General features: G+C 70.3%; 17 protein-coding genes. 14 read left to right on the top strand and 3 right to left on the bottom strand.

The genetic code is table 11. From position 1 onward, the window contains the following. Positions 1–15 precede the first annotated feature (15 nt). A complete protein-coding gene (locus tag IFU30_RS14810) occupies positions 16–1,257 on the top strand; it encodes a multidrug effflux MFS transporter (protein ID WP_205858686.1) in 1,242 nt (413 codons plus the stop codon). Between the two features lie 22 nt (positions 1,258–1,279). Here IFU30_RS14810 and IFU30_RS14805 read toward each other — a convergent pair whose 3' ends face one another. Further along, positions 1,280–1,702 (bottom strand): YchJ family metal-binding protein, encoded by a 423-nt coding sequence (locus IFU30_RS14805; protein WP_192005755.1) that lies wholly within the window; start codon positions 1,700–1,702, stop codon positions 1,280–1,282. Positions 1,703–1,854: 152 nt separating this feature from the next. Here IFU30_RS14805 and IFU30_RS14800 point away from each other — a divergent pair, with 152 nt between their 5' ends. The 10 genes from IFU30_RS14800 to IFU30_RS14755 all read left to right on the top strand — a co-directional run bounded on the left by IFU30_RS14800 (position 1,855) and on the right by IFU30_RS14755 (position 14,876). Then, complete coding sequence (locus IFU30_RS14800) at positions 1,855–2,640, top strand: phosphatase PAP2 family protein (RefSeq protein WP_228501947.1); 786 nt, start codon at positions 1,855–1,857, stop codon at positions 2,638–2,640. A 255-nt stretch (positions 2,641–2,895) separates the two neighbouring features. After that, positions 2,896–3,948, top strand: coding sequence for a substrate-binding domain-containing protein (locus IFU30_RS14795; protein ID WP_192005754.1), 1,053 nt, complete (start codon positions 2,896–2,898; stop codon positions 3,946–3,948). Between the two features lie 43 nt (positions 3,949–3,991). Continuing rightward, positions 3,992–5,044 (top strand): LacI family DNA-binding transcriptional regulator, encoded by a 1,053-nt coding sequence (locus tag IFU30_RS14790; RefSeq protein WP_192005752.1) that lies wholly within the window; start codon positions 3,992–3,994, stop codon positions 5,042–5,044. Between the two features lie 89 nt (positions 5,045–5,133). Then, positions 5,134–6,642, top strand: coding sequence for an arabinosylfuranosidase ArfA (arfA, locus tag IFU30_RS14785; RefSeq protein WP_137243781.1), 1,509 nt, complete (start codon positions 5,134–5,136; stop codon positions 6,640–6,642). A 195-nt stretch (positions 6,643–6,837) separates the two neighbouring features. Further along, entirely contained in the window at positions 6,838–7,431 is a 594-nt protein-coding gene (locus IFU30_RS14780; protein WP_192005750.1) for a TetR/AcrR family transcriptional regulator, read from the top strand. Between the two features lie 304 nt (positions 7,432–7,735). Continuing rightward, the gene (locus IFU30_RS14775) at positions 7,736–9,097 is read left to right on the top strand and encodes an MFS transporter (protein WP_192005748.1); all 1,362 of its coding nucleotides are present in this window, start codon (positions 7,736–7,738) and stop codon (positions 9,095–9,097) included. 88 nt (positions 9,098–9,185) lie between these two features. After that, a complete protein-coding gene (locus IFU30_RS14770; RefSeq protein WP_192005746.1) occupies positions 9,186–10,028 on the top strand; it encodes a sugar phosphate isomerase/epimerase family protein in 843 nt (280 codons plus the stop codon). Next, positions 10,028–11,191, top strand: coding sequence for a Gfo/Idh/MocA family protein (locus IFU30_RS14765; RefSeq protein ID WP_192005745.1), 1,164 nt, complete (start codon positions 10,028–10,030; stop codon positions 11,189–11,191). Before IFU30_RS14770 ends, IFU30_RS14765 begins: the two co-directional genes overlap by 1 nt. Positions 11,192–11,293: 102 nt before the next feature. Then, positions 11,294–12,805, top strand: coding sequence for a cryptochrome/photolyase family protein (locus IFU30_RS14760; protein ID WP_192005743.1), 1,512 nt, complete (start codon positions 11,294–11,296; stop codon positions 12,803–12,805). A gap of 67 nt (positions 12,806–12,872) precedes the next feature. Then, positions 12,873–14,876 (top strand): helicase HerA-like domain-containing protein, encoded by a 2,004-nt coding sequence (locus tag IFU30_RS14755; RefSeq protein ID WP_192005741.1) that lies wholly within the window; start codon positions 12,873–12,875, stop codon positions 14,874–14,876. A 175-nt stretch (positions 14,877–15,051) separates the two neighbouring features. Here the strand turns inward: IFU30_RS14755 and IFU30_RS14750 are convergent, their stop codons facing one another. Beyond that, positions 15,052–15,927: an aminoglycoside phosphotransferase family protein gene (locus tag IFU30_RS14750; protein WP_197977594.1), complete on the bottom strand. Its 876-nt coding sequence runs from the start codon at positions 15,925–15,927 to the stop codon at positions 15,052–15,054. Positions 15,928–16,345: 418 nt separating this feature from the next. Here IFU30_RS14750 and IFU30_RS14745 point away from each other — a divergent pair, with 418 nt between their 5' ends. Then, positions 16,346–16,948, top strand: coding sequence for a GNAT family N-acetyltransferase (locus IFU30_RS14745; protein WP_192005739.1), 603 nt, complete (start codon positions 16,346–16,348; stop codon positions 16,946–16,948). Between the two features lie 102 nt (positions 16,949–17,050). Here the strand turns inward: IFU30_RS14745 and IFU30_RS14740 are convergent, their stop codons facing one another. Continuing rightward, positions 17,051–17,560, bottom strand: a complete 510-nt coding sequence (locus tag IFU30_RS14740; protein WP_192005737.1) for a hypothetical protein — start codon at positions 17,558–17,560, stop codon at positions 17,051–17,053. 203 nt (positions 17,561–17,763) lie between these two features. Here IFU30_RS14740 and IFU30_RS14735 point away from each other — a divergent pair, with 203 nt between their 5' ends. Both IFU30_RS14735 and IFU30_RS14730 read left to right on the top strand, forming a co-directional pair. Continuing rightward, complete coding sequence (locus IFU30_RS14735; RefSeq protein WP_192005736.1) at positions 17,764–18,432, top strand: GntR family transcriptional regulator; 669 nt, start codon at positions 17,764–17,766, stop codon at positions 18,430–18,432. 66 nt (positions 18,433–18,498) lie between these two features. Then, positions 18,499–19,509 (top strand): 1-aminocyclopropane-1-carboxylate deaminase, encoded by a 1,011-nt coding sequence (locus IFU30_RS14730; RefSeq protein WP_192005734.1) that lies wholly within the window; start codon positions 18,499–18,501, stop codon positions 19,507–19,509. Positions 19,510–19,706 lie beyond the last annotated feature (197 nt).

Genomic DNA, 19,706 nt, shown 5'->3' with positions numbered 1-19,706 from the left:
GGAATCCGTTCACCAGTGCACACCGCAGGAATCACCGTCGTCCACCCCGGGGACTCGCTCTCGGGCAGGCAGCGCCTCGTCTACATCCTCGTGCTCGGCGCGCTCACCGCGCTCGGGCCGTTCACCATCGACCTCTACCTGCCGGCGTTCCCGATCCTCGAACAGGACCTCGACGTCCCGGTCAGCCTCATCCAGCTCACCCTCACCGGGACCACGATCGGCTTCGCGGTGGGTCAGCTCTTCATGGGGCCCTGGAGCGACAAGGTCGGCAGGCGTCTCCCGCTCATCCTCGCGACGAGCATCCACATCCTGGCCTCGGTCGGCGCCGCGTTCGCGCCCGACATCGGGTGGCTCATGGTGTTCCGCGTGCTGCAGGGTGCCGGTGCGGCGGCCGGTGGTGTCGTCGCGATGGCGATGGTCCGCGACCTCTTCGGCGGGAAGCCGCTCGTGCGGATGCTGTCGCGACTCGCGCTCGTGAACGGGCTCGCGCCGATCGCCGCTCCCGTCATCGGGTCGCAGCTCCTCCTCGTCCTCGACTGGCGCGGACTCTTCGTGTTCCTCGCCGCCTACGGGCTGTTCGTCGTCATCGCGGTGTCGCTCTGGATCGTCGAGACCCTGCCGCCCGCGCGGCGTCGCGACGCCGGGCACAGCACCGTCCGCGACCGCTACCGCTCGGTGTTCAGCGACCGCGTGTTCGTCGGTGTCGCCCTCATCGGTGGCATGAGCTTCTCGGGCCTGTTCGCCTACCTCTCGAGCTCGTCGTTCCTCTTCCAGGAGGTCTACGACTTCGACGCACAGGAGTACGGTCTCCTGTTCGCGGTGAACTCGCTCGGCATCGTCGCCGGGGTGCAGATCTCGTCGCGCCTCATGCGCTGGTACGGGCCGCAGTGGATCCTCGCGTGCACGACCATCGTGCAGCTCATCTCCGCAGTGACGATCGTCGCGCTGACGATGGCCGACGTCGGGCTGTTCGGTGTGCTGGTGCCGCTGTTCTTCTTCATCCTGTCGTGCGGCTTCGGCTTCCCGGCGGTGCAGGTGCTCGCCCTGGCGAACCACGGGCACGAGGCCGGGACGGCGGCGTCGCTCCTCGGGGCGCTCAACTTCGGGCTTGCGGGACTCATCTCGCCCATCGTCGGTGTGCTCGGGATCGGTACCGCGATCCCCATGGGTGCCGTGATGGCCGCGACCTCGGTCGTGTCGGTGTGTGCGCTCTGGTTCATCGTGCAGCCGAAGAAGGTCCCGGCCCTCGCCGGCTGACCTGGTGGCTCGCGCCGTCAGGTCACCGGTCCACGCCGTCGAGGTACGTCCACGCGCCGGTGTCCTTCGAGAACCGACTCCGTTCGTGCTGGCTCCCCGCCGAGCCCCGCACGCCGGGAACCTTGTGGTGCGCGACGAACTCGACCATCCCCTCGGTGTCGAGCAGCCCACCGCGGGAGGTCGCGACGATGTCGAGCCGGTACCAGCGGAGGGAGTCGTCCAACTCGAGCGACGCCGGCCTGGTCGACGGATGCCAGGTGCGCAGCAGGTACTCCGCGTCACCGACCGCGAAGGCCGAGAACCGCGACCGCATGAGCGCCTCCGCGGTCGCCGCCGACGACTCACCTCGGTGCAGGCGCCCGCAGCAGGCGCCGTAGGTCTCACCGGACAGGCAGGGGCACCGCGCGTCGTCGGCGAGGGGAGCGGTGCGGGCGTCGTGGGTCACTGCTCCAGTATCGCCCGCCAGGCCCGCAGCTCGTGCTCGTCGGCCGTCGGTCGCCAGCGCATATCCGGCGGCGTATCGGCGCGGCGATCAACGCGTCATCCTCCTGGCGCAAGCCCACGCGTGAGGCATACCCGACACGGCATGATGGGACGATGACGGCACCCGACGACCACGACGACCCAGCAGCTGCACCGGCTCCCGAGGTGCACGAGGCGGTCTCGCCAGCTCTCGACGAGTCGGGTGCGCTCGCGATGGATCCGGACCCGGCGTCGATCCGGCCCGATCCGAAGCTCGCTGCGAAGGTCTCCCGGCGGTGGCCGTTGATCAGCGGCGCGATCGCCGTGGTCCTCGTCCTCCTGCTCGGCGTGCTGCTCTTCCAGCGCGGCCCGAACGCCCCGTTCGGCTTCGACGAGGAGTGGATGCAGGAGGTCCTCGAGGAGCGGTCGCCGTGGCTCGTCCAGGCTGCGCTCGTCATGAACTGGCTCGGCGGCGGGGTCGTCGCGATCTTCGTCGTGCCGCTGCTCGGGATCGCCGTCCTCCTGCTGCTTCGCCGACCGTGGGCGGCCCTGTATTTCGCGATCGTCTCCGCCCTGAGCGCCGGAGCGGTGCAGATCATCAAGAACATCGTCGGTCGATCGCGGCCCGAGGACATCCTGGTCCACGCGGACTTCGGTTCCTTCCCCTCGGGGCACAGTGCGAACGCGGCGACCATCGCCGTCGCGTTCGGGATCATCTTCCCGCGGGTCTGGGTGTGGCTGATCGGTGTCGCCTACACGCTGCTGATGATGCTGTCGCGGACCTATCTCGGCGCCCACTGGGTGAGCGACACGATCGGTGGGCTGCTGCTCGGTGCCGGTGTCGCGCTCATCATCGCGGTGCCGTTGCTGCACCGGATGTCGACCGAACCGAAGAAACGGGTCCCGCTCACCGACGGCTGATCGAGCGGACGCCCGTCGCCTGTCGTCTACCGCTCGTCGTTCGTGTTCCGTCCTGACGCCAGCGCGGTGCGCTGATCCCAGACCGCCCGGATCGGCGTGAGCGCGGGTCCACCGCGTGAGCGCGCCCCTCCGGAGGCCCGCGCTCACGCCACAGACCCGCGCTCGCGCCAGCGCACCGCGCTGGCGGCCACGACACCCTGTGCCGGCGGAGCGGTAGTCTGCTGACAGCCGGGAGCCGGCCGGGGGAGGAGACGCGTGTCGATCACGATGCACGACGTCGCCGCACGCGCGGGCGTCTCGATCAAGACCGTCTCGAACGTCGTCAACGACTACCCGCACGTGAGCGACGCGACCCGCTCCAAGGTCGAGCGCGCGATCGCCGAGCTCGGCTACCGCCCCAACCTCTCGGCCCGGAGCCTCCGCTCCGGCCGGTCCGGCGTGATCAGCCTCATCATCCCCGACCTCCGCAACGCCTACTTCGCGGAGCTCGCGGACGCGGTCATGCGTCAGGCTCGTGCGCGCGGGCTCTCGGTGCTCATCGAGCAGGTGGCCGGCGGTCGCGACGTCGAGCTCGAGATCCTCCGTGGGCCGCGCATGCAGCTCGTCGACGGCATCCTCTACAGTCCGCTCAGCCTCGACCGCGACGACAGCGCGCTCCTCCCGGACGGGCCCATGGTGATCCTCGGTGAGCAATTGTTCGACGGCGACCGCGACCACGTGACGATGGCCAACGTCGACGGCGCCCGCGCGGCGACCGAACACCTGCTCGCGCAGGGCAGGCGCCGCATCGTCGCACTCGGCACCGACCCGCACGACACCCTGGGGCCGGCCGCCCTCCGCCTCCAGGGGTATCGCGAGGCGCTCGAAGCCGCCGGCATCCCGGCCGATCCCGCCTACGTCAGCACCGTCGTCAGTTGGCACCGCAGCGACGGGGCGAACGCGATGCGCGAGGTCATCGCCGCGGGCCTGCCGTTCGACGGCGTCGTCGCCTTCAACGATGCGATGGCCCTCGGTGCCATGCGCGTCCTCCAAGACGCCGGGCTCAGCATCCCCGACGACGTCGCGATCATCGGCTTCGACGACCTGGACGAGACGCGCTACGCCCTCCCGACCCTGTCCACGGTCGACATCGGCCGGGAGGAGATCGCCGAGCGCGCCGTCGAGCTCCTGATCGAGCGGATCGCCGCACCCGGGCAGCCGGAGGCACCGCGCGCGATCGTCAGCGGCTTCCGCGTCGTCCCGAGGGAGTCCACTGGCTCCGTGATCGCCCAAACGCCCGGATCCAGGGCCGCTCCTTCAACGTTGTAGAGTGCGTACAGGGCGGCCGGGTATGCCGCCGCCGAGGAGGATCATGGCGACCACCCTGCACGACGTGGCGAAGCTCGCCGGGGTGTCCGCCAAGACCGTCTCGAACGTCGTCAACGACTACCCGCACATCAAGCAGGCGACCAAGGAGCGGGTGCTCGCGGCGATCGCCGAGCTCGGGTACCGCCCGAACCTCTCCGCACGCGGGCTCCGCTCCGGTCGTTCCGGCGTCATCAGCCTGATCATCCCCGACCTCCGGAACTCCTACTTCGCCGAACTCGCCGACGCCGTCATGCACGCCGCCGACCAGCTCGGCCTGTCGGTGCTGATCGAGCTGAGCGGCGGCGACCGGGCACGCGAGGCCGAGCTGTTGCGCGGCGCACGACTCCGTGCGGTCGACGGTGTCCTCTACAGCGCGCTCCACCTCGGCGACGAGGACCTCGCCGTCGTGGAGGAGGTCACCATCCCGATGGTGCTCCTCGGTGAGCGCATGTTCAACGCCCCGAACGACCACGTGACGATGCGCAACACCGAGGGAGCGCGTGCCGCGACGGAGCATCTGATCGCGCTCGGTCGGACGCGGATCGCCGCCTTCGGAGCGCACCGCGCCGACATCGTCGGTTCGGCCAGTCTGCGTCTCGCCGGGTATCGAGCCGCGCTGGAGGCTGCCGGCATGGTGTTCGATCCGGCGCTCGTCCGCGAGGTCCCGGTCTGGGGTCGCTTCGACGGAGCGGTCGCGATGCGCGCGATGCTCGATGAGGGTGTCGCGTTCGACGGCATCGTCGCGTTCAACGACGCCCTGGCGCTCGGAGCCATGCGCGTCCTGAGCGAACGAGGCGTCGCCATGCCCGATGAGGTCGCGGTCATCGGCTTCGACGACATCGACGAGGGTCGGTACTCCCTGCCGTCGCTGTCGACGATCGCGCCGGGGCGGGAGCAGATCGCCCGGACCGCCGTGTCGCTGCTCGTCGAGCGGATCGCCGGGGGAGTCGATGACGTGCCACCCCGTCGCGTCTACGCGGACTTCGAACTGGTGCGACGTGAGTCGACCGCGTCCTCGCCTGTCGGCGCCGATTCCCCATCTCCAGACGTGTCTTGACAGCCGCCGATCGGCGCACGAGACTGCTTCTACAACGTTTACCTTCAACGTTGTAGAAACCTGGATGACGACGTCCCCGAGAGGACCCAATGACCACCGCACGCATCGCCATCGACCCGAACGTCACGGTCGCACCCGTCAACCGCCGGATCTTCGGCTCGTTCGTGGAGCACCTGGGCCGCTGCGTCTACGACGGCATCTACGAGCCCGGCCACCCCACCGCCGACGCCGACGGCTTCCGAGGCGATGTGGTGGACCTCGTCACGGAGCTCGGCACGAGCACCATCCGCTACCCCGGCGGCAACTTCGTCTCCGGCTACCGCTGGGAGGACGGCGTCGGGCCGCGCGAGCACCGCCCCGTGCGCCGCGACCTGGCCTGGCACTCGCTCGAGACCAATCAGGTCGGCGTCGACGAGTTCGCCAAGTGGTGCAAGCTCACCGGCAGCGAGATGATGATGGCCGTCAACCTCGGAACGCGCGGGGTGCTCGAAGCGCTCGACCTCCTCGAGTACACGAACCACCCGAGCGGAACGGCGCTGTCCGACCAGCGGATCGCGAACGGCGCACCCGAGCCCTACGGCATCAGCATGTGGTGTCTCGGCAACGAGATGGACGGGCCGTGGCAGGTCGGCGCCATGTCCGCCGACGACTACGGCAAGCTGGCCGCCCGGACCGCGTCGGCGATGAAGATGGTCGACCCGAAGCTTGAACTCGTCGTCTGCGGATCGTCGAGTTCCTCGATGCCGACCTTCGGCGACTGGGAGCGCACCGTCCTCGAGCACAGCTTCGACTCGGTGGACTACATCTCCTGCCACGCGTACTACCAGGAGCGCGACGGCGACCTCGGGTCGTTCCTCGCCTCGTCGCTCAACATGGAGTACTTCATCCGGACGGTCGTCGCGGCCGCCGACCACGTGCAGCACAAGCGTCACTCCGACAAGCAGATCCAGCTCTCGTTCGACGAGTGGAACGTCTGGTACCTCGACGAGTGGAACGCGATCGAGGGCACGATCGAGGAGTGGGCCTACGCGCCTCGTCTCATCGAGGACGTCTACTCGGTCGCCGACGCGGTCGTGTTCGGCAACCTCCTCATGACGCTCCTCAAGCACAGCGACCGCGTCGGTTCCGCGAGCCTCGCGCAGCTCGTGAACGTCATCGCCCCGATCATGACCGAGCCGGGTGGCGGAGCCTGGCGGCAGACGACGTTCTTCCCGTTCTCGGTCACCAGCCGGCTCGCGTCGGGTGTCGTGCTCGCGCCGCGCATCGAGGTCGGCAGCTACACCACGAAGGTCCACGGTGACGCACCGCTCGTCGACTCGGTCGCGACGTACGACGCCGAGGCCGGGACCGCGGCCGTGTTCCTCGTGAACCGTCACCAGGACGAGGCGATCACGGTGACCGTCGACGTCTCGGCGCTCGGCGTGGGTTCGATCGTCGAGGCGAACGGCATCCACGACGAGGACGTCTACGCGAAGAACACGATCGACGACCGCGAGCGCGTCGGCCTCATCGCGAACGAGAGCGCGTCGCTCGCCGACGGCACCCTCACGATCACGCTCCCGCCCGTGTCGTGGACGGCGGTCGCACTCGGCGCCTGAGTCGGGAAGCGGGAGCGGGCTGCGGGTCAGGGGTCTCGACGTTCATCATTCAGGACGATCGCGGCGGGTCTGCCGCGCTCGCGGCGATCGCGGGACGGCGTGCCGGACCCGTCCTGAGTGATGCACGTATCGGCGTCGGCGGCGGGTGGAGGAATCCCACCCACCGCCGACATCGCGCGGCCCTACAATCGGCACATGACGGCACGGGGCTCCTACGCGAAAGGTGTTGCGCGCCGCGAGGAGATCCTGCGCGTCGCGCTCGCGGTGTTCGCGCGCGAGGGGTACCGCGGCACGTCGCTCCGTGAGGTCGCGCGTGAGGTCGGCGTCAGCCTGCCGGGGCTCATGCACTACTTCGAATCCAAGGAGCACCTGTTCGCGGCGATCCTGCGGGAGCGCGACGCCGTCGACTACGAGGAGTTCGCCGCGGCCGGCTCCCAGGACGCGATCGAGGGTCTGGTCGCCGTCATGCGCCACAACAGCGATGTCCCTGGCCTCGTCGAGTTGTACCTGACGATGGCGGCCGCCTCCGGTGACGCGGAACACCCGGTGCGAGGGTTCTTCGTCGATCACGTCACGGCGGTGCGCCGGAGCATCGCCGACGTCGTCCGTGATCGCCAGGCTTCCGGGCGGGTCGCCGCGGGCATCGATCCCGAGCACGTGGCGCGCGTCATGGTCGCCCTCGCCGACGGGCTGCAGGTGCAGTGGACGCTCGACCCCTCCGTCGACATGGCCGGTGACCTCGAGCGCGCCTGGGCTCTCCTCGTCGGCGACGCCGGCGCGGTGCGCTGACCCGAGCGCGGGTCTGTGGGGCCCGGCGCGGTGCGGTGACGCGAGCGCTGGGGAATCGGCGTGGGTGCGCCCCGGGCGCGTGAGCGCGACCCTCTGGAGACCCGCGCTCACGCGGCTGGGGTGCGCTCGCGTCAGCGCACCGCGCTGGCAGCAGCCACACCGACAGGTTTCGTGAAAACCTATTGACCACTCGGGTTTCGCGCCTATACTCAAAGCCGTGCAGTGATCGGTTTCCCGATCCTGCCGGGACAGCACCACCCGCGGGCCAGAGCCGGTCCGCAGCTCAGCGTTGAGAGGAACTCGGATGTCCAGCCCACCCCGCCAGCCCAAACCCACCGGCCAGCGTGCCTCGAGCGGCCCCTACGTCAGCCTCGTCACCGGCCCGTCGGGACCGACGGAACGGGCGTCGAAGCGGGTCGTCACCACCATGGCGCTCGCCCAGTTCGGTCTGTTCGTGGCCCTGCTCGCCCCGGTCACCGTGAGCCTGGCCCTCAAGACGCAGCAGCTCGTCCCCGGTGACCAGGCGGCGGTCGTCAACGGCAACGTCCTCTCCATCGCCGCCCTGTTCGCCCTCGTCGCGAACCCGGTGATCGGCCGCCTGTCCGACATCACGCTCTCGCGCTTCGGTCGCCGCCGCCCGTGGATGTTCCTCGGCGCCATCGGCTTCGTCGCCTCGCTCACGATCGTCGCCCTCGCTCCGAACGTCCCGGTCCTCATCGCCGGCTGGTGCCTCGCACAACTCACCGGCAACGCCATCCTCGGCCCGCTGCTCGCGACCATCGCCGACCAGGTCCCGCCCGAGCAGCGCGGGAGCGTCTCCGCGAACGTCGGCGTGATGCAGAACGTCGGCATCCTCGCGGCGGCCTTCGTGGCCAGCTGGTTCGTCACCGACATGCTGCTGCTCTTCGTCGCTCCGGCCGTCTTCGCACTCATCACCGTGTGGCTGTACTGCTTCGTCCTGCCCGACCGCGCGATCACCACCCGTCCGGACGTCGGCGGATGGAAGGGTCTGCTCTTCACCTTCTGGGTGAACCCGCTCAAGCACCCGGACTTCGGCTGGGTCTGGCTCTCACGGTTCCTCCTGACGCTCGCGTCGTTCCTCTTCGTCGCGTTCCGTCTGTTCTTCCTGCAGGAGGAGGTCGGGCTGTCGCAGCAGGGCGCCGTCGACACCCTGACCATGGGTGTGCTGATCTACACGATCGCGCTCGTCATCACCGCGAAGCTCGGCGGTTGGCTGTCGGACCGGATGCTCAACCGCAAGGTGTTCGTCATCGGGTCGACGGCTGTCTTCGCCGTCGGACTCATCCTGCTCGCCCACACCACGACGGTGCCCATGTTCTACGTCGTCGAGGCGATCATGGGGGCGGCGTACGGCGTGTACGTCGCGGTCGACACCGCCCTCGTCGTGGACGTCCTGCCGAACCCCGACGACGCGGCGAAGGACCTCGGTGTCCTCAACATCGCGAACGCCCTGCCGCAGTCGCTCGCCGGCGCGGTGGGTGCGTTCCTCCTCGGACTCGGCGCGGTCGGCAACAACTACACGGCCCTGTTCTGGGGCGCCGGGGTGATCGCCGTGCTCGGCGCCCTGACGATCCTGCCGGTCCGACACCGCATGACCCGGAACGCCGACGGGACCATCACCGGATCGATCGCGACCCGTGGGTGACCCTGGTCACGCCTCCCGCACCCCGATCACCAGCTCCACTCCATCACCCAGCGACGCCAAGGACGGCGTCAGAACGGACGGCAACACCATGACCGCACCAGCGCTCTCCGTGCAGCTCTACAGCATCAAGGAGCACCTCGACCAGGGACTCGACGACGCCCTCGCCTGGCTCGCCGGCATGGGCCTGCGCGAGGTCGAAGCCTTCGACTTCGTCTCCCGCGCGCCCGAGCTCCGCGAGGCCTTCGACCGCCACGGTCTCGCCGCCCGCACCGGGCACGCGACCCTCCTCTCCGACGAGATCCGCTTCGGCGACCAGGTCATGCCGGTCGCCCCACCGGAGGAGGTGTTCGCGGCAGCGAAGACGCTCGGCCTCGAGATCGTCATCGACGCGTTCGTGAGCCCCGACCGCTGGCTCGACGAAGCCGCCGTCGCCGACACGGCGTCCCGCCTGAACGCCGCAGCGGAGCGCGCCGCCGACCACGGTCTCCGCGTCGGCTACCACAACCACTCCCAGGAGTTCGTCGCATCGTTCGGCGGACGCAGCGCGTTCGAGGTCTTCGCCGACCAGCTGCGTGACGACGTCGCCCTCGAGATCGACCTGTTCTGGGCGGCGACCGCCGGCCAGGACGTCCCCGCGCTGCTCGGCCGCCTCGGCGACCGCGTCCAGGCGCTCCACGTCAAGGACGGCCTGCTGCCCGCCGACCCGTTCGCACCGGGCGCCGCCCCCTTCGTGCCGACGAGTCTCGACCAGCGACCGTTCGGGCAGGGCGAGGTCCCGCTGCGTGAGTCCCTCGCCGCAGCGCCCTCGGCGCGGTTCGCGATCATCGAGTTCGACCACTACGGCGCCGGCGACATCTTCGACGGCATCCAGGCGAGCGTCGACGCGCTCGTCGCCGAACAGCTCGTCTCGACCGAAGCGGCGGTCCGCTGATGGCCGCGGCAGTGCACGGCACGACGGCACGCGCACCGCAGGGCAGCGGCCCGGTCGGCGTCGGGTTCATCGGCACCGGCATGATCAGCGACACCTACCTCGAGCACCTCACCTCGTTCCCCGACGTCCGCGTCGTGATCCTCGGCGACCTCGACGTCGACCGCGCGAAGGCCCAGGCCGAGAAGTGGGGCGTCGGCGAGTGGGGGACCGCCGACGACGTCCTCGCGCACCCGGACGTCGAGCTCGTCGTGAACCTCACGATCCCCGCCGTCCACGCGCAGGTCGCCTCGCAGGTGCTCGCCGCCGGGAAGCACGTGTGGACGGAGAAGCCGATCAGCGTCGACCGTGCGAGCGGGCTCGCGCTCCTCGAGCAGGCCGACGCCGCAGGACTCCTCGTGGGCATCGCGCCGGACACGGTGCTCGGCCCGGGCGTCCAGTCCGCGCGTCGCGCCATCGCCCGCGGAGACATCGGTCAGCCGCTCACCGCCCAGACCGTCATGCAGTACGCCGGCCCGGACATCTTCCACCCGAACCCGGAGTTCCTGTTCGCGAAGGGTGGCGGGCCGCTGTTCGACATGGGGCCGTACTACCTGACGACGCTCGTGCAGGTGTTCGGTTCGGTCGCCTCGGTGTCGGCGGCCGGCTCCCGTGGGCGTGCGACGCGGACGATCCAGCAGGGCGACCGCGTCGGCACCGAGTTCGCCGTCGAGGTGCCGACGCACGTCAGCGCCATCGCCCGCTTCGTGGACGGCGGCGTGAGCCAGAGCGTCTTCAGCTTCGAGTCGCCGCTCGCGAAGATGGGCGTCGTCGAGATCACCGGCACCGAGGGGACGCTCGTGATCCCCGACCCGAACATGTTCACGGGCGAGGTGCGGATCACCCGCGCCGCTCCCATCGAGCGGATGCAGCAGGACCCGGAGTGGGAGGTCGTGCCGACCGAGGGTGTCCTCGCCGGCCGCGGGACCGGGGTCCTCGACCTCGCGCGGGCGATCCGTTCCGGCGGCACGCCGCTCGCCTCCGGTGCCCTCGGCTACCACGTGCTCGACACGCTCGTCTCGATCGACGAGTCCGTGGTGTCCCGCCAGACCGTCGACGTGGCGAGCCGGGTCGCGCCGGTCCCGCTCGTCGCCGAGGACTGGGACCCGTTCGCCGCGACGCTCTGAGCGTTGTGAACCGAACGGGGCACCGCCGAACAGAACCGAGCAGCATCGGAGCAGGCTGAGCAAGCCCCCGGTGGTGTCCGTCGCCCCACGTACGCTGAGGCGATGGACACCACCGGCCGGAGCGCCGCCGAGCACCCCGATGAAGCGACTCCTCGCCGACGGTGGATCCTCACCGGCCAGCTCGGCCCGGCGTTCGACGACGGCGGACCGATCCTGCTCATCGAATCGAAGTCCACCTTCACGAAGCGACCGATGCACCGGGCGAAGGCACACCTCTTCCTCTCGGCCATCCGACATCGAGCGGCGGAACTCGGCGACCGGGCGGAGTTCCACCAGGTCGACCGCTACGAGGAGGTCGTCGAGGTCGGCGCCGACCTGGAGGTGATCGACCCACCCTCGTGGACGGCTCGGCGCTTCGTCCGCGAGCGTGGCCTCCGGGTGCTCCCGAGCCGCGGCTTCGTGACGTCGGAACCGGACTTCGCAGCCTGGGCGTCGACGCGGGACGGCAAGCGGCTCCTCCTGGAGGACTTCTACCGCACGGTGCGGGAGCGGACCGGGATTCTCATGCGCGGCGACCAGCCGGAGGGTGGCCGCTGGAACTACGACCACGACAACCGGAACCCGCCGCCGAAGGGTGCCGCCCGGCTCGGTCTGCCCGAGCCGCTCTGGCCCGAGGAGGACGACATCGACGCGGAGGTCCGGGAGGACCTCGACCGGTGGCAGCGCGACGGACTGGTCCAGCTTGTCGGTGATGACGGGCCCCGACGCTTCGCGGCCACGGCGGCCGAGGCGGAGGCGGCGCTCGCGGACTTCATCGAGACGAGGCTCGGCGACTTCGGCCCGTTCGAGGACGCCATGCTCGGCGGTGACTGGACGATGGCGCACTCCCTGCTGAGCGCGCCGCTCAACCTCGGCCTGCTCGACCCGCGCGACGCCGTCGAGACCGTGGTCGCCGAGTATCACGCCGGTCGCGCACCGCTGTCGAGTGTCGAGGGCTTCACCCGCCAGATCATCGGCTGGCGCGACTACGTCTGGCATCTCTACTGGCACCTCGGCGAGCCGTACCGGACGAGTCACAACGCCCTCGGAGCACACGAGCCGCTCCCGCGCCAGTTCCGCGAACTCGACGCCACCGTCATCCAGTCCAACTGTCTCCGCGAGACGATTGACGGGATGCGTCGCCACGGTTGGGCGCATCACATCCAGCGGCTCATGGTGCTCGGCAACTGGGCCCTGCAGCACGGGTACGACCCGGTCGCACTCAACGACTGGTTCATCGACATGTTCGTCGACGGCACCCCCTGGGTGATGCCCGCGAACGTCATCGGCATGTCGCAGCACGCGGACGGCGGCATCGTCGCGACGAAGCCCTATGCCTCGGGTGGCGCGTACATCGACAAGATGTCCGACTACTGCGGTGGGTGCGTCTTCAATCCCAAGGTGCGGCTGGGTGAGGACGCCTGCCCGTTCACCGCCGGATACTGGGCCTTCCTCGACCGCGTGGAACCGCGCATCCGGCACAACACCCGTATGGCGCAACCGCTGGCCGGGATGCGCCGACTGTCCGACCTGCGCGCCGTCGTCGACCAGGAGCACACCCGCGAACAGTGGTGATCGGAGCAGTCGTCCAGCCCTCGCGCGACCCCTCGACCGGTGGGGAACGCGTCGCTAGGCTCGGCACATGACGCCCAGTGATGCAGCATCCGACCCGCAGATCGCCGCACTCCAGGCTGCCGCCGCCCAAGCCCAGGCCGAGCTCGAAGCCGCCCAGGCGCAGGCGGCACTCGCCGCAGCCAAAGTGAAGGCGGCCGAGGCGGCAGCGGCGCTTGCCGGGGCCGGGATCACGGCGTCGGGCGGGGCCACCGGAGCAGCGTCACCGGTCGAGCCGGTGGACCCCGGTTCCGCGAGTGATGCGCCGGCCGCCGAGGCCCCAGCAGACGTCCCAACCGACGACGCAGTCGGTGCCGACACCAGCACCGCCGGCACTGGCACTGCCGACACCAGCAGCTCCGACGAGCTCAGCGCCGACACCATCGGTCCGGGCCCGCTCGGCCTCGACGACGTGCTGAAGATCCGCGACGGTTACCTCGTGCACGGCCCGGCGCTCGAGATGGGCGCCCTGGTCAACGGGGAACCGCTGCCGGGGGTGCAGGTCCGCATCCCGCTCAGTGTCATGAACCGGCACGGACTCGTCGCCGGCGCCACCGGAACCGGGAAGACCCGCACGCTCCAGGGCCTCGTCGAGCAGCTCTCGGCCGCCGGCGTCCCCGTGTTCGCCGCGGACATCAAGGGTGACCTCTCGGGCATCGCGACCCCCGGGGAGTCGAACGAGAAGCTCCTCGACCGCACCCGCGGCATCGGTCAGGACTGGACGCCGGCCGCCACCCCGACGGAGTACTTCGCGCTCGGCGGCGTCGGCAAGGGCGTCCCGATCCGCGCCACCATCGCCGCCTTCGGCCCGCTGCTGCTGAGCAAGGTCCTCGGCCTCAACGCCACGCAGGAGTCCAGCCTCGGTCTCGTCTTCCACTACGCCGACAAGGCGGGCCTGCCGCTCCTCGACCTGAGCGACCTGCGCGCGGTCCTCACCTACCTCGCGAGCGACGACGGCAAGGGTGAGCTGCAGGAGCTCGGCGGGCTGTCGGGCGCCACCGTCGGGGTGATCCTGCGGGAGCTCATCACCTTCGCCGACCAGGGCGCCGACGTCTTCTTCGGCGAACCCGAGATCGACACCGCCGACTTCATCCGCCTCGACCCGAGCGGGAAGGGCATCGTCAGTCTGCTCGAGGTGCCGGGCGTCCAGAACCAGCCGGCCCTCTACTCGACGTTCCTCATGTGGTTGCTCGCCGACCTCTTCAACACCCTCCCCGAGGTGGGCGACCCCGAGAAGCCGAAGCTCGTGTTCTTCTTCGACGAGGCGCACCTGCTGTTCCGCGACGCGTCGAAGGACTTCCTCGCGCAGATCACGCAGACGGTCCGGCTCATCCGGTCGAAGGGTGTCGGCATCTTCTTCGTCACGCAGACGCCGAAGGACGTCCCGGGCGAGGTGCTCGCGCAGCTCGGTTCGCGCGTCCAGCACGCCCTCCGCGCCTTCACCCCGGACGACGCGAAGGCGCTCAAAGCGACGGTATCGACCTACCCGACCTCCGGCTACGAGCTCGGCGAGGTCCTCACCTCCCTCGGCACCGGTGAAGCGGTCGTCACCGTGATGAACGAGAAAGGGGCGCCGTCGCCGGTCGCGTGGACGAGACTGCGGGCGCCGCAGGGACTCATGTCGCCCAGTGCCGACACCGCGATCGACGCGGCGATCGCGGCGTCACCGTTGCTCGCGCGGTACGGAACGCCCGTCGACCGTGAGTCGGCGAGGGAGATCCTGACGGCGAAGCTCGAGGAGGCCAACCAGGCCGCGCTCGCCGCCGAGGCCGAACTCGAGCGGCAGCGCATCGCGGCGGAACTCGCGAAGCAGCAGGCCGCCGCCGACAAGGCCCAGGCCGCGGCACAGAAGCAGGCCGACGCCGAGTACGAACGGTTGCTCCGGAAGACCGCCGGCACGACCCGCCGGACGTCGACGAGGTCGTCGTCGACGTCGTCGAAGAGTCCGCTCGAGGAGATCCTCGGGTCGAAGGCGACACGGTCGATCCTCACCGGCGTCGTCGAGGGCATCTTCGGGACGCGTCGCCGCCGCTGAGCTGCCGCGCCGGTCTTCAAGCGGTGTCCCGTCCCCTGAGCGGTTTCCCGTTCCCTGAGCGGTGTCCCGTTCCCCTGAGCGGTTCCCCGTTCCTCCGAGCGGTTTCCCGGTCCCTGAGCGGCTCCCGGTCCCTTGAGCGGTTTCCCGGTCCCTGAGCTTGTCGAAGGGCGCGAACCTACCGGAGGCCGTCCTCGGCGAGGCGACCGAGCTCGACGGTGGCGAGGGCGTCGTCGAGCAACCCGTCCTGCAGCGACCACACGGCGGACAGCGCGGAGCGCGCGACCACCCACTCGAGGAGCGCGGTTCGCGACAGGCCGAGCGATCGACTCACCAGCCCCACCCGCTCGGCGAACAGCTGCGGGTTCCGCGCCGTCGCGGGATCGGGGTTGCTGAACAGCGCTGTGGCGTCGAAGGCGCGGTGACCGACGATGCCCTTGGGATCGATCGCCCGCCAGTCGGCGGGTGCGAACTCGAGCACGTTCATGTGGTGGAGGTCGCCGTGCAGCACGACGACGTCGGCGGGCGTCGTGGTGTCGAGCAGCCGACCGGCGAGCTCCCGCCCACGCTCGAGGAACGCGGCGCTCGCTGGATCGCCGAGGAGGGTGCCGAGGGCGGATGCGTCGTCGGCGAGCAGCTCGCGGAACCACCGGCGGAGCGTGGGGACTTCGGCGATGACATCACCGGCATCGGTCGGCGCCGGGGTGGGGATCGCCGCGTGCAGGGTGGCGAGCACGGAGCACAGGATCGCGACGGCTCCGAGGTCGTCACCTGCGCGGGTCAGTGAGGCGAGATCACGGCCGCCCGTCGCGCGTTCCAGGACGATCGTGTGGTCATCGCCCGCGAACACCGCTGCACACCCGGCGCCGTCCCACGCCGCGAGCAGCTGACCGCCGAGCGCCTCCTCGTGGACGAGCGGCACCTTGAGCATCGCCGGTCGACCGTGGTGCGTCACGGGGAGCAGCCGGCTCGACGGCGTCACGATGAGCTCGCCGTCGGGCACGAGCCGCCACTGCTCGACGGCCGCGTCGATGCCTCCTGGTCGCCATGTCACGGGACTCAGCCTAGGCACCCCGGTCGGACCGGTGCCTGGGTCGCGCCTCGGGCGGTCTCGTGATCGCGCCTCTGTCCTTGGGTCGCGCCTCGATCGCCGCCTCGATCGGACCCTTGGTCGCCCCCCGGGCCGCACCTCGGTCGGTTCCTGAGCTTGTCGAAGGGCACACGGGCGAACATCGCCCTTCGACAAGCTCAGGGACCGGAGGGTGGTGGAAGGGCAGACGAAGGAACGCCGCCCTTCGACAGGCTCAGGGACCGGGAGGGTGGGGCTCAGGGACCGGGAGGGTGGGGCTCAGGGACCGGGAGGGTGGGGCTCAGGGACCGGGGAGGGCGGGGCTCAGGGACCGGGAGGGTGGGCTTCAGGGACCGGCGAGGATGGGGCTCTGGGACCGGGGAACGCCGGTTAGGCTGGCGCGGTGACCGACATCCGCGCGTACCGACCGTCCGACCGCGACGCCGTGGCGGCGATCTGCACCCGAACGGGCGACTCGGGGGCGGACGCGACCGGGCAGTTCAGCACGGACGACCTCCTGCCCGACATCTATGCCTTGCCCTACGTCGAGCACGAGCCCGAGTTGGCGCTGCTCGTCGACGCCGGCACCGGCCCGATCGGGTACATCCTGGGCACGGCGGACACGACCGCCTTCGACCGCTGGTTCGTCGAGCGCTGGTGGCCGACCGTCGAGGCGAAGTACACGGCGGCCGCGGCCTCCGGAGCCGCTTCGGAGGGCGAACGCGGCATCATCCGATCCGCGACCGACCGTGGCGGACTGGCCCCGGAGCTCCTCGCGCAGTATCCGGCGCACCTGCACATCGACCTGCTGCCGGAGACGCAGGGGATGGGCCTCGGCAGACGGCTCATCGACGCGTTCTGCGAGCTCCTCGCGGAGCGCGGCGTCCCGGGCGTGCACCTCGGCGTCGGTGTCGCGAACACCGGGGCCCAGCAGTTCTACCAGCGGACGGGCTTCACGCGGGTCGACGGCGATCCCGGCGCCCACTGGTACGCGAAGGCGCTCTGACCCGGGCGGTATCCGCCTCGAGCCGGATCCCGCGGGGTGCGACGACGCCCTCGCGCTCCGTCGCGGTAGCCGGGGCAGGCCGACTCAGCGAGAGCAGTTCGGCTAGAGCAGTTCGGCGCGCGCCCAGCGCAGACGCTCGAGCGGGGTGAGCAGGTCGGGGTGGTCCTCGCGGAGGTCGTCGAGCGAGACCGGCTGGCGAGGTCGCTCCACCGGGCCGTCGTACGCCGCGACGACGGCCGCGATGCTGTCCGTGCTCCACCGGTTGCTGCGCATGCGGAGGAGTGGGCGGTTCTCGGCGTCGCAGACGAAGAACTGCGAGCTCGCATGCAGACCTCGACCCCGGAACTCGAAGAGCAGACTGCGGCCGATCGCCTCCCGTGGAACGAACCGCTGCCGCCCGACGATGGGCTGCTCGACGAACCCGTCATGCCGCACGACGATGCGTTGGCGACGGGAGAGGACGGCGACGCCGAGCAGGACGACCATGCCGATGACACCGAGCGTGATGACCCACGTGCGTTCGACACTCGGGGTCGGGCCGACGAGCCAGAGTGAGACGCCCCACACGGGGAGGACGACGATTGCGGCGCTCAGGACGGCTCTCCAGAGCACGCGCGGATGCGGTCTGACCGTCACCGGCTCATCACCCCGTCGCACCACGCACTCACCCCCGCAGATCATCGTGGCCTGCTTTCAGTGGGTGGACAATCCGCCATCTGGGGGACAAGTAGGACGAATACCCCACTCTTCGAGCCGGTCCGACCGGTTGCGCCGATACGCTTGACTTCTCGGCGTTGCGATGTGCAATATATTGCATGCCCGCTCCCGCTCAAGCCAACCCGCAGCGCCGAGCGCTCCTCCGCGACGACGTCTATCAGTCGCTCCGCAACGCGATCGTCGACGGGACGTTCACCCCGGGCGAGAAACTCGTCGACACCGAACTCGAACGCTGGCTCGGCGTGAGCCGCACGCCCATCCGCGAGGCCGTCCTGCGTCTCGCCCGGAGTGGGCTCGTCATTGCGAAACCCGGACGGTCGACCGTCGTCGCCCCGCTCGACAGCCGGGCGACGCTGCAGGCGCAGGCGGTCGCCGCCGCCATGCACGAACTCGCCGTCCGTGAGGCGGTGCCGCACCTGAGTGCGGCCGACCTCGACCGCATGCGCGCGGCGAACCGTGACTTCGCAGCCGCGCTGCAACGTGACGACGCCGACGCGGCGCTCGCAGCGGACGACGCCTTCCATGCCGTGGCCGTGGACGTCGCCGGGAATCCGTTCATCCGGGACGCGCTGGAGGCGGTCACCCCGTTGCTGCGGCGGATCGAACGGTTGCGGTTCTCCTCCGTCGCCGCGCGCGGGTCGATCGCGCAGCACGACGCCGTCATCGAGCGCTGTGCGGCGGGGGACGTCGATGCGGCGGCCGCGCTCGTCCGAGGCAACTGGACGACCCTCGCCGACCTCGTCCTCGCCCACCTCGACGAGGACTGAGCAGCGCCCACCACCCGCCCCGTTCCCCGACATTCCGCCGCACCACCGAGACCCAGGAGCCACCACATGTCCCTCAGCGACTTCTCCCGATACCCGCTCACCTTCGGGCCGAGTCCCGTCCATGAACTCAACCGCCTCACCGCCCACCTCGGTGGCGCGACGATCTGGGCCAAGCGCGAGGACGTCAACAGCGGTCTCGCCTACGGCGGCAACAAGACCCGCAAGCTGGAGTACCTCATCCCCGACGCGATCGCGCAGGGTGCCGACACGCTCGTGTCGATCGGCGGCTACCAGTCCAACCACACGCGTCAGGTCGCGGCGGTCGCGGCGAAGCTCGGGATGCAGGCCGTCCTCGTGCAGGAGAACTGGGTGGACTGGCCCGACTCCGTGAACGACCGGGTCGGCAACATCATGCTGTCGCGGATCATGGGCGCCGAGGTCCGTCTCGACCCAGCGGGCTTCGGCATCGGCTTCAAGTCGAGCTGGGAGCGCGCCCTCGACGACGTGCGCGAACGCGGCGGCACCCCGTACGCGATCCCGGCCGGGGCGTCGGACCACCGCCTCGGTGGTCTCGGATTCGCGAACTGGGCCGCCGAGGTCGAGCAGCAGGAGCGTGAACTCGGGGTGTTCTTCGACACGATCGTCGTCTGCAGCGTCACCGGGTCCACGCACGCCGGCATGATCGCCGGGTTCGCCGGGCAGGACCGACCGCGCCGGGTGATCGGCATCGACGCGTCGGCGAAGATCCAGGAGACCCGCGACCAGGTCGCACGCATCGCCCGCAACACGGCGGAGCTCATCGGGCTCGAACGCGAGCTCCGCGACGACGAGATCACGGTGCTGGAGGGTTGGGCCGGCGACCTCTACGGGATCCCGGTCGAGTCGACGATGGAGGCGATCCGCCTGACCGGTCGGCTCGAGGGCGTCATCATCGACCCGGTCTACGAGGGGAAGTCGATGGCGGGGCTCATCGACCTCGTGACGAGCGGTGACATCCCGGAGTCCAGCAATGTCCTCTACGCGCACCTCGGTGGGCAGCCGGCGATCAATGCCTACAGCGCCCTCTTCCGCGACTGAGCCGGTGCCCGGCGCCTCGCCCGAGCGGGGTGCCGGCGCGGTGCGCTGGGCTGAGTCGCCGAAACCTGGCGTCAGCGCGGTGCGCTGACGCGAACCCGAGGGAACCGGCGTGAGCGCGGGTCAGGCGACCGAGCGCGCCCCTCCGGAGACCCGCGCCCACGTCCATGGCCCGCGCTCGCGTCAGCGCACCGCGCTGA

Origin of the sequence: Plantibacter sp. CFBP 8798 (assembly GCF_014841195.1) — a bacterium.
GTDB classification, from domain to species: Bacteria; Actinomycetota; Actinomycetes; order Actinomycetales; family Microbacteriaceae; genus Plantibacter; species Plantibacter auratus.
Note: the sequence above shows the minus strand (reverse complement) of the source record. Positions and strands in the feature narration are given on the sequence as shown.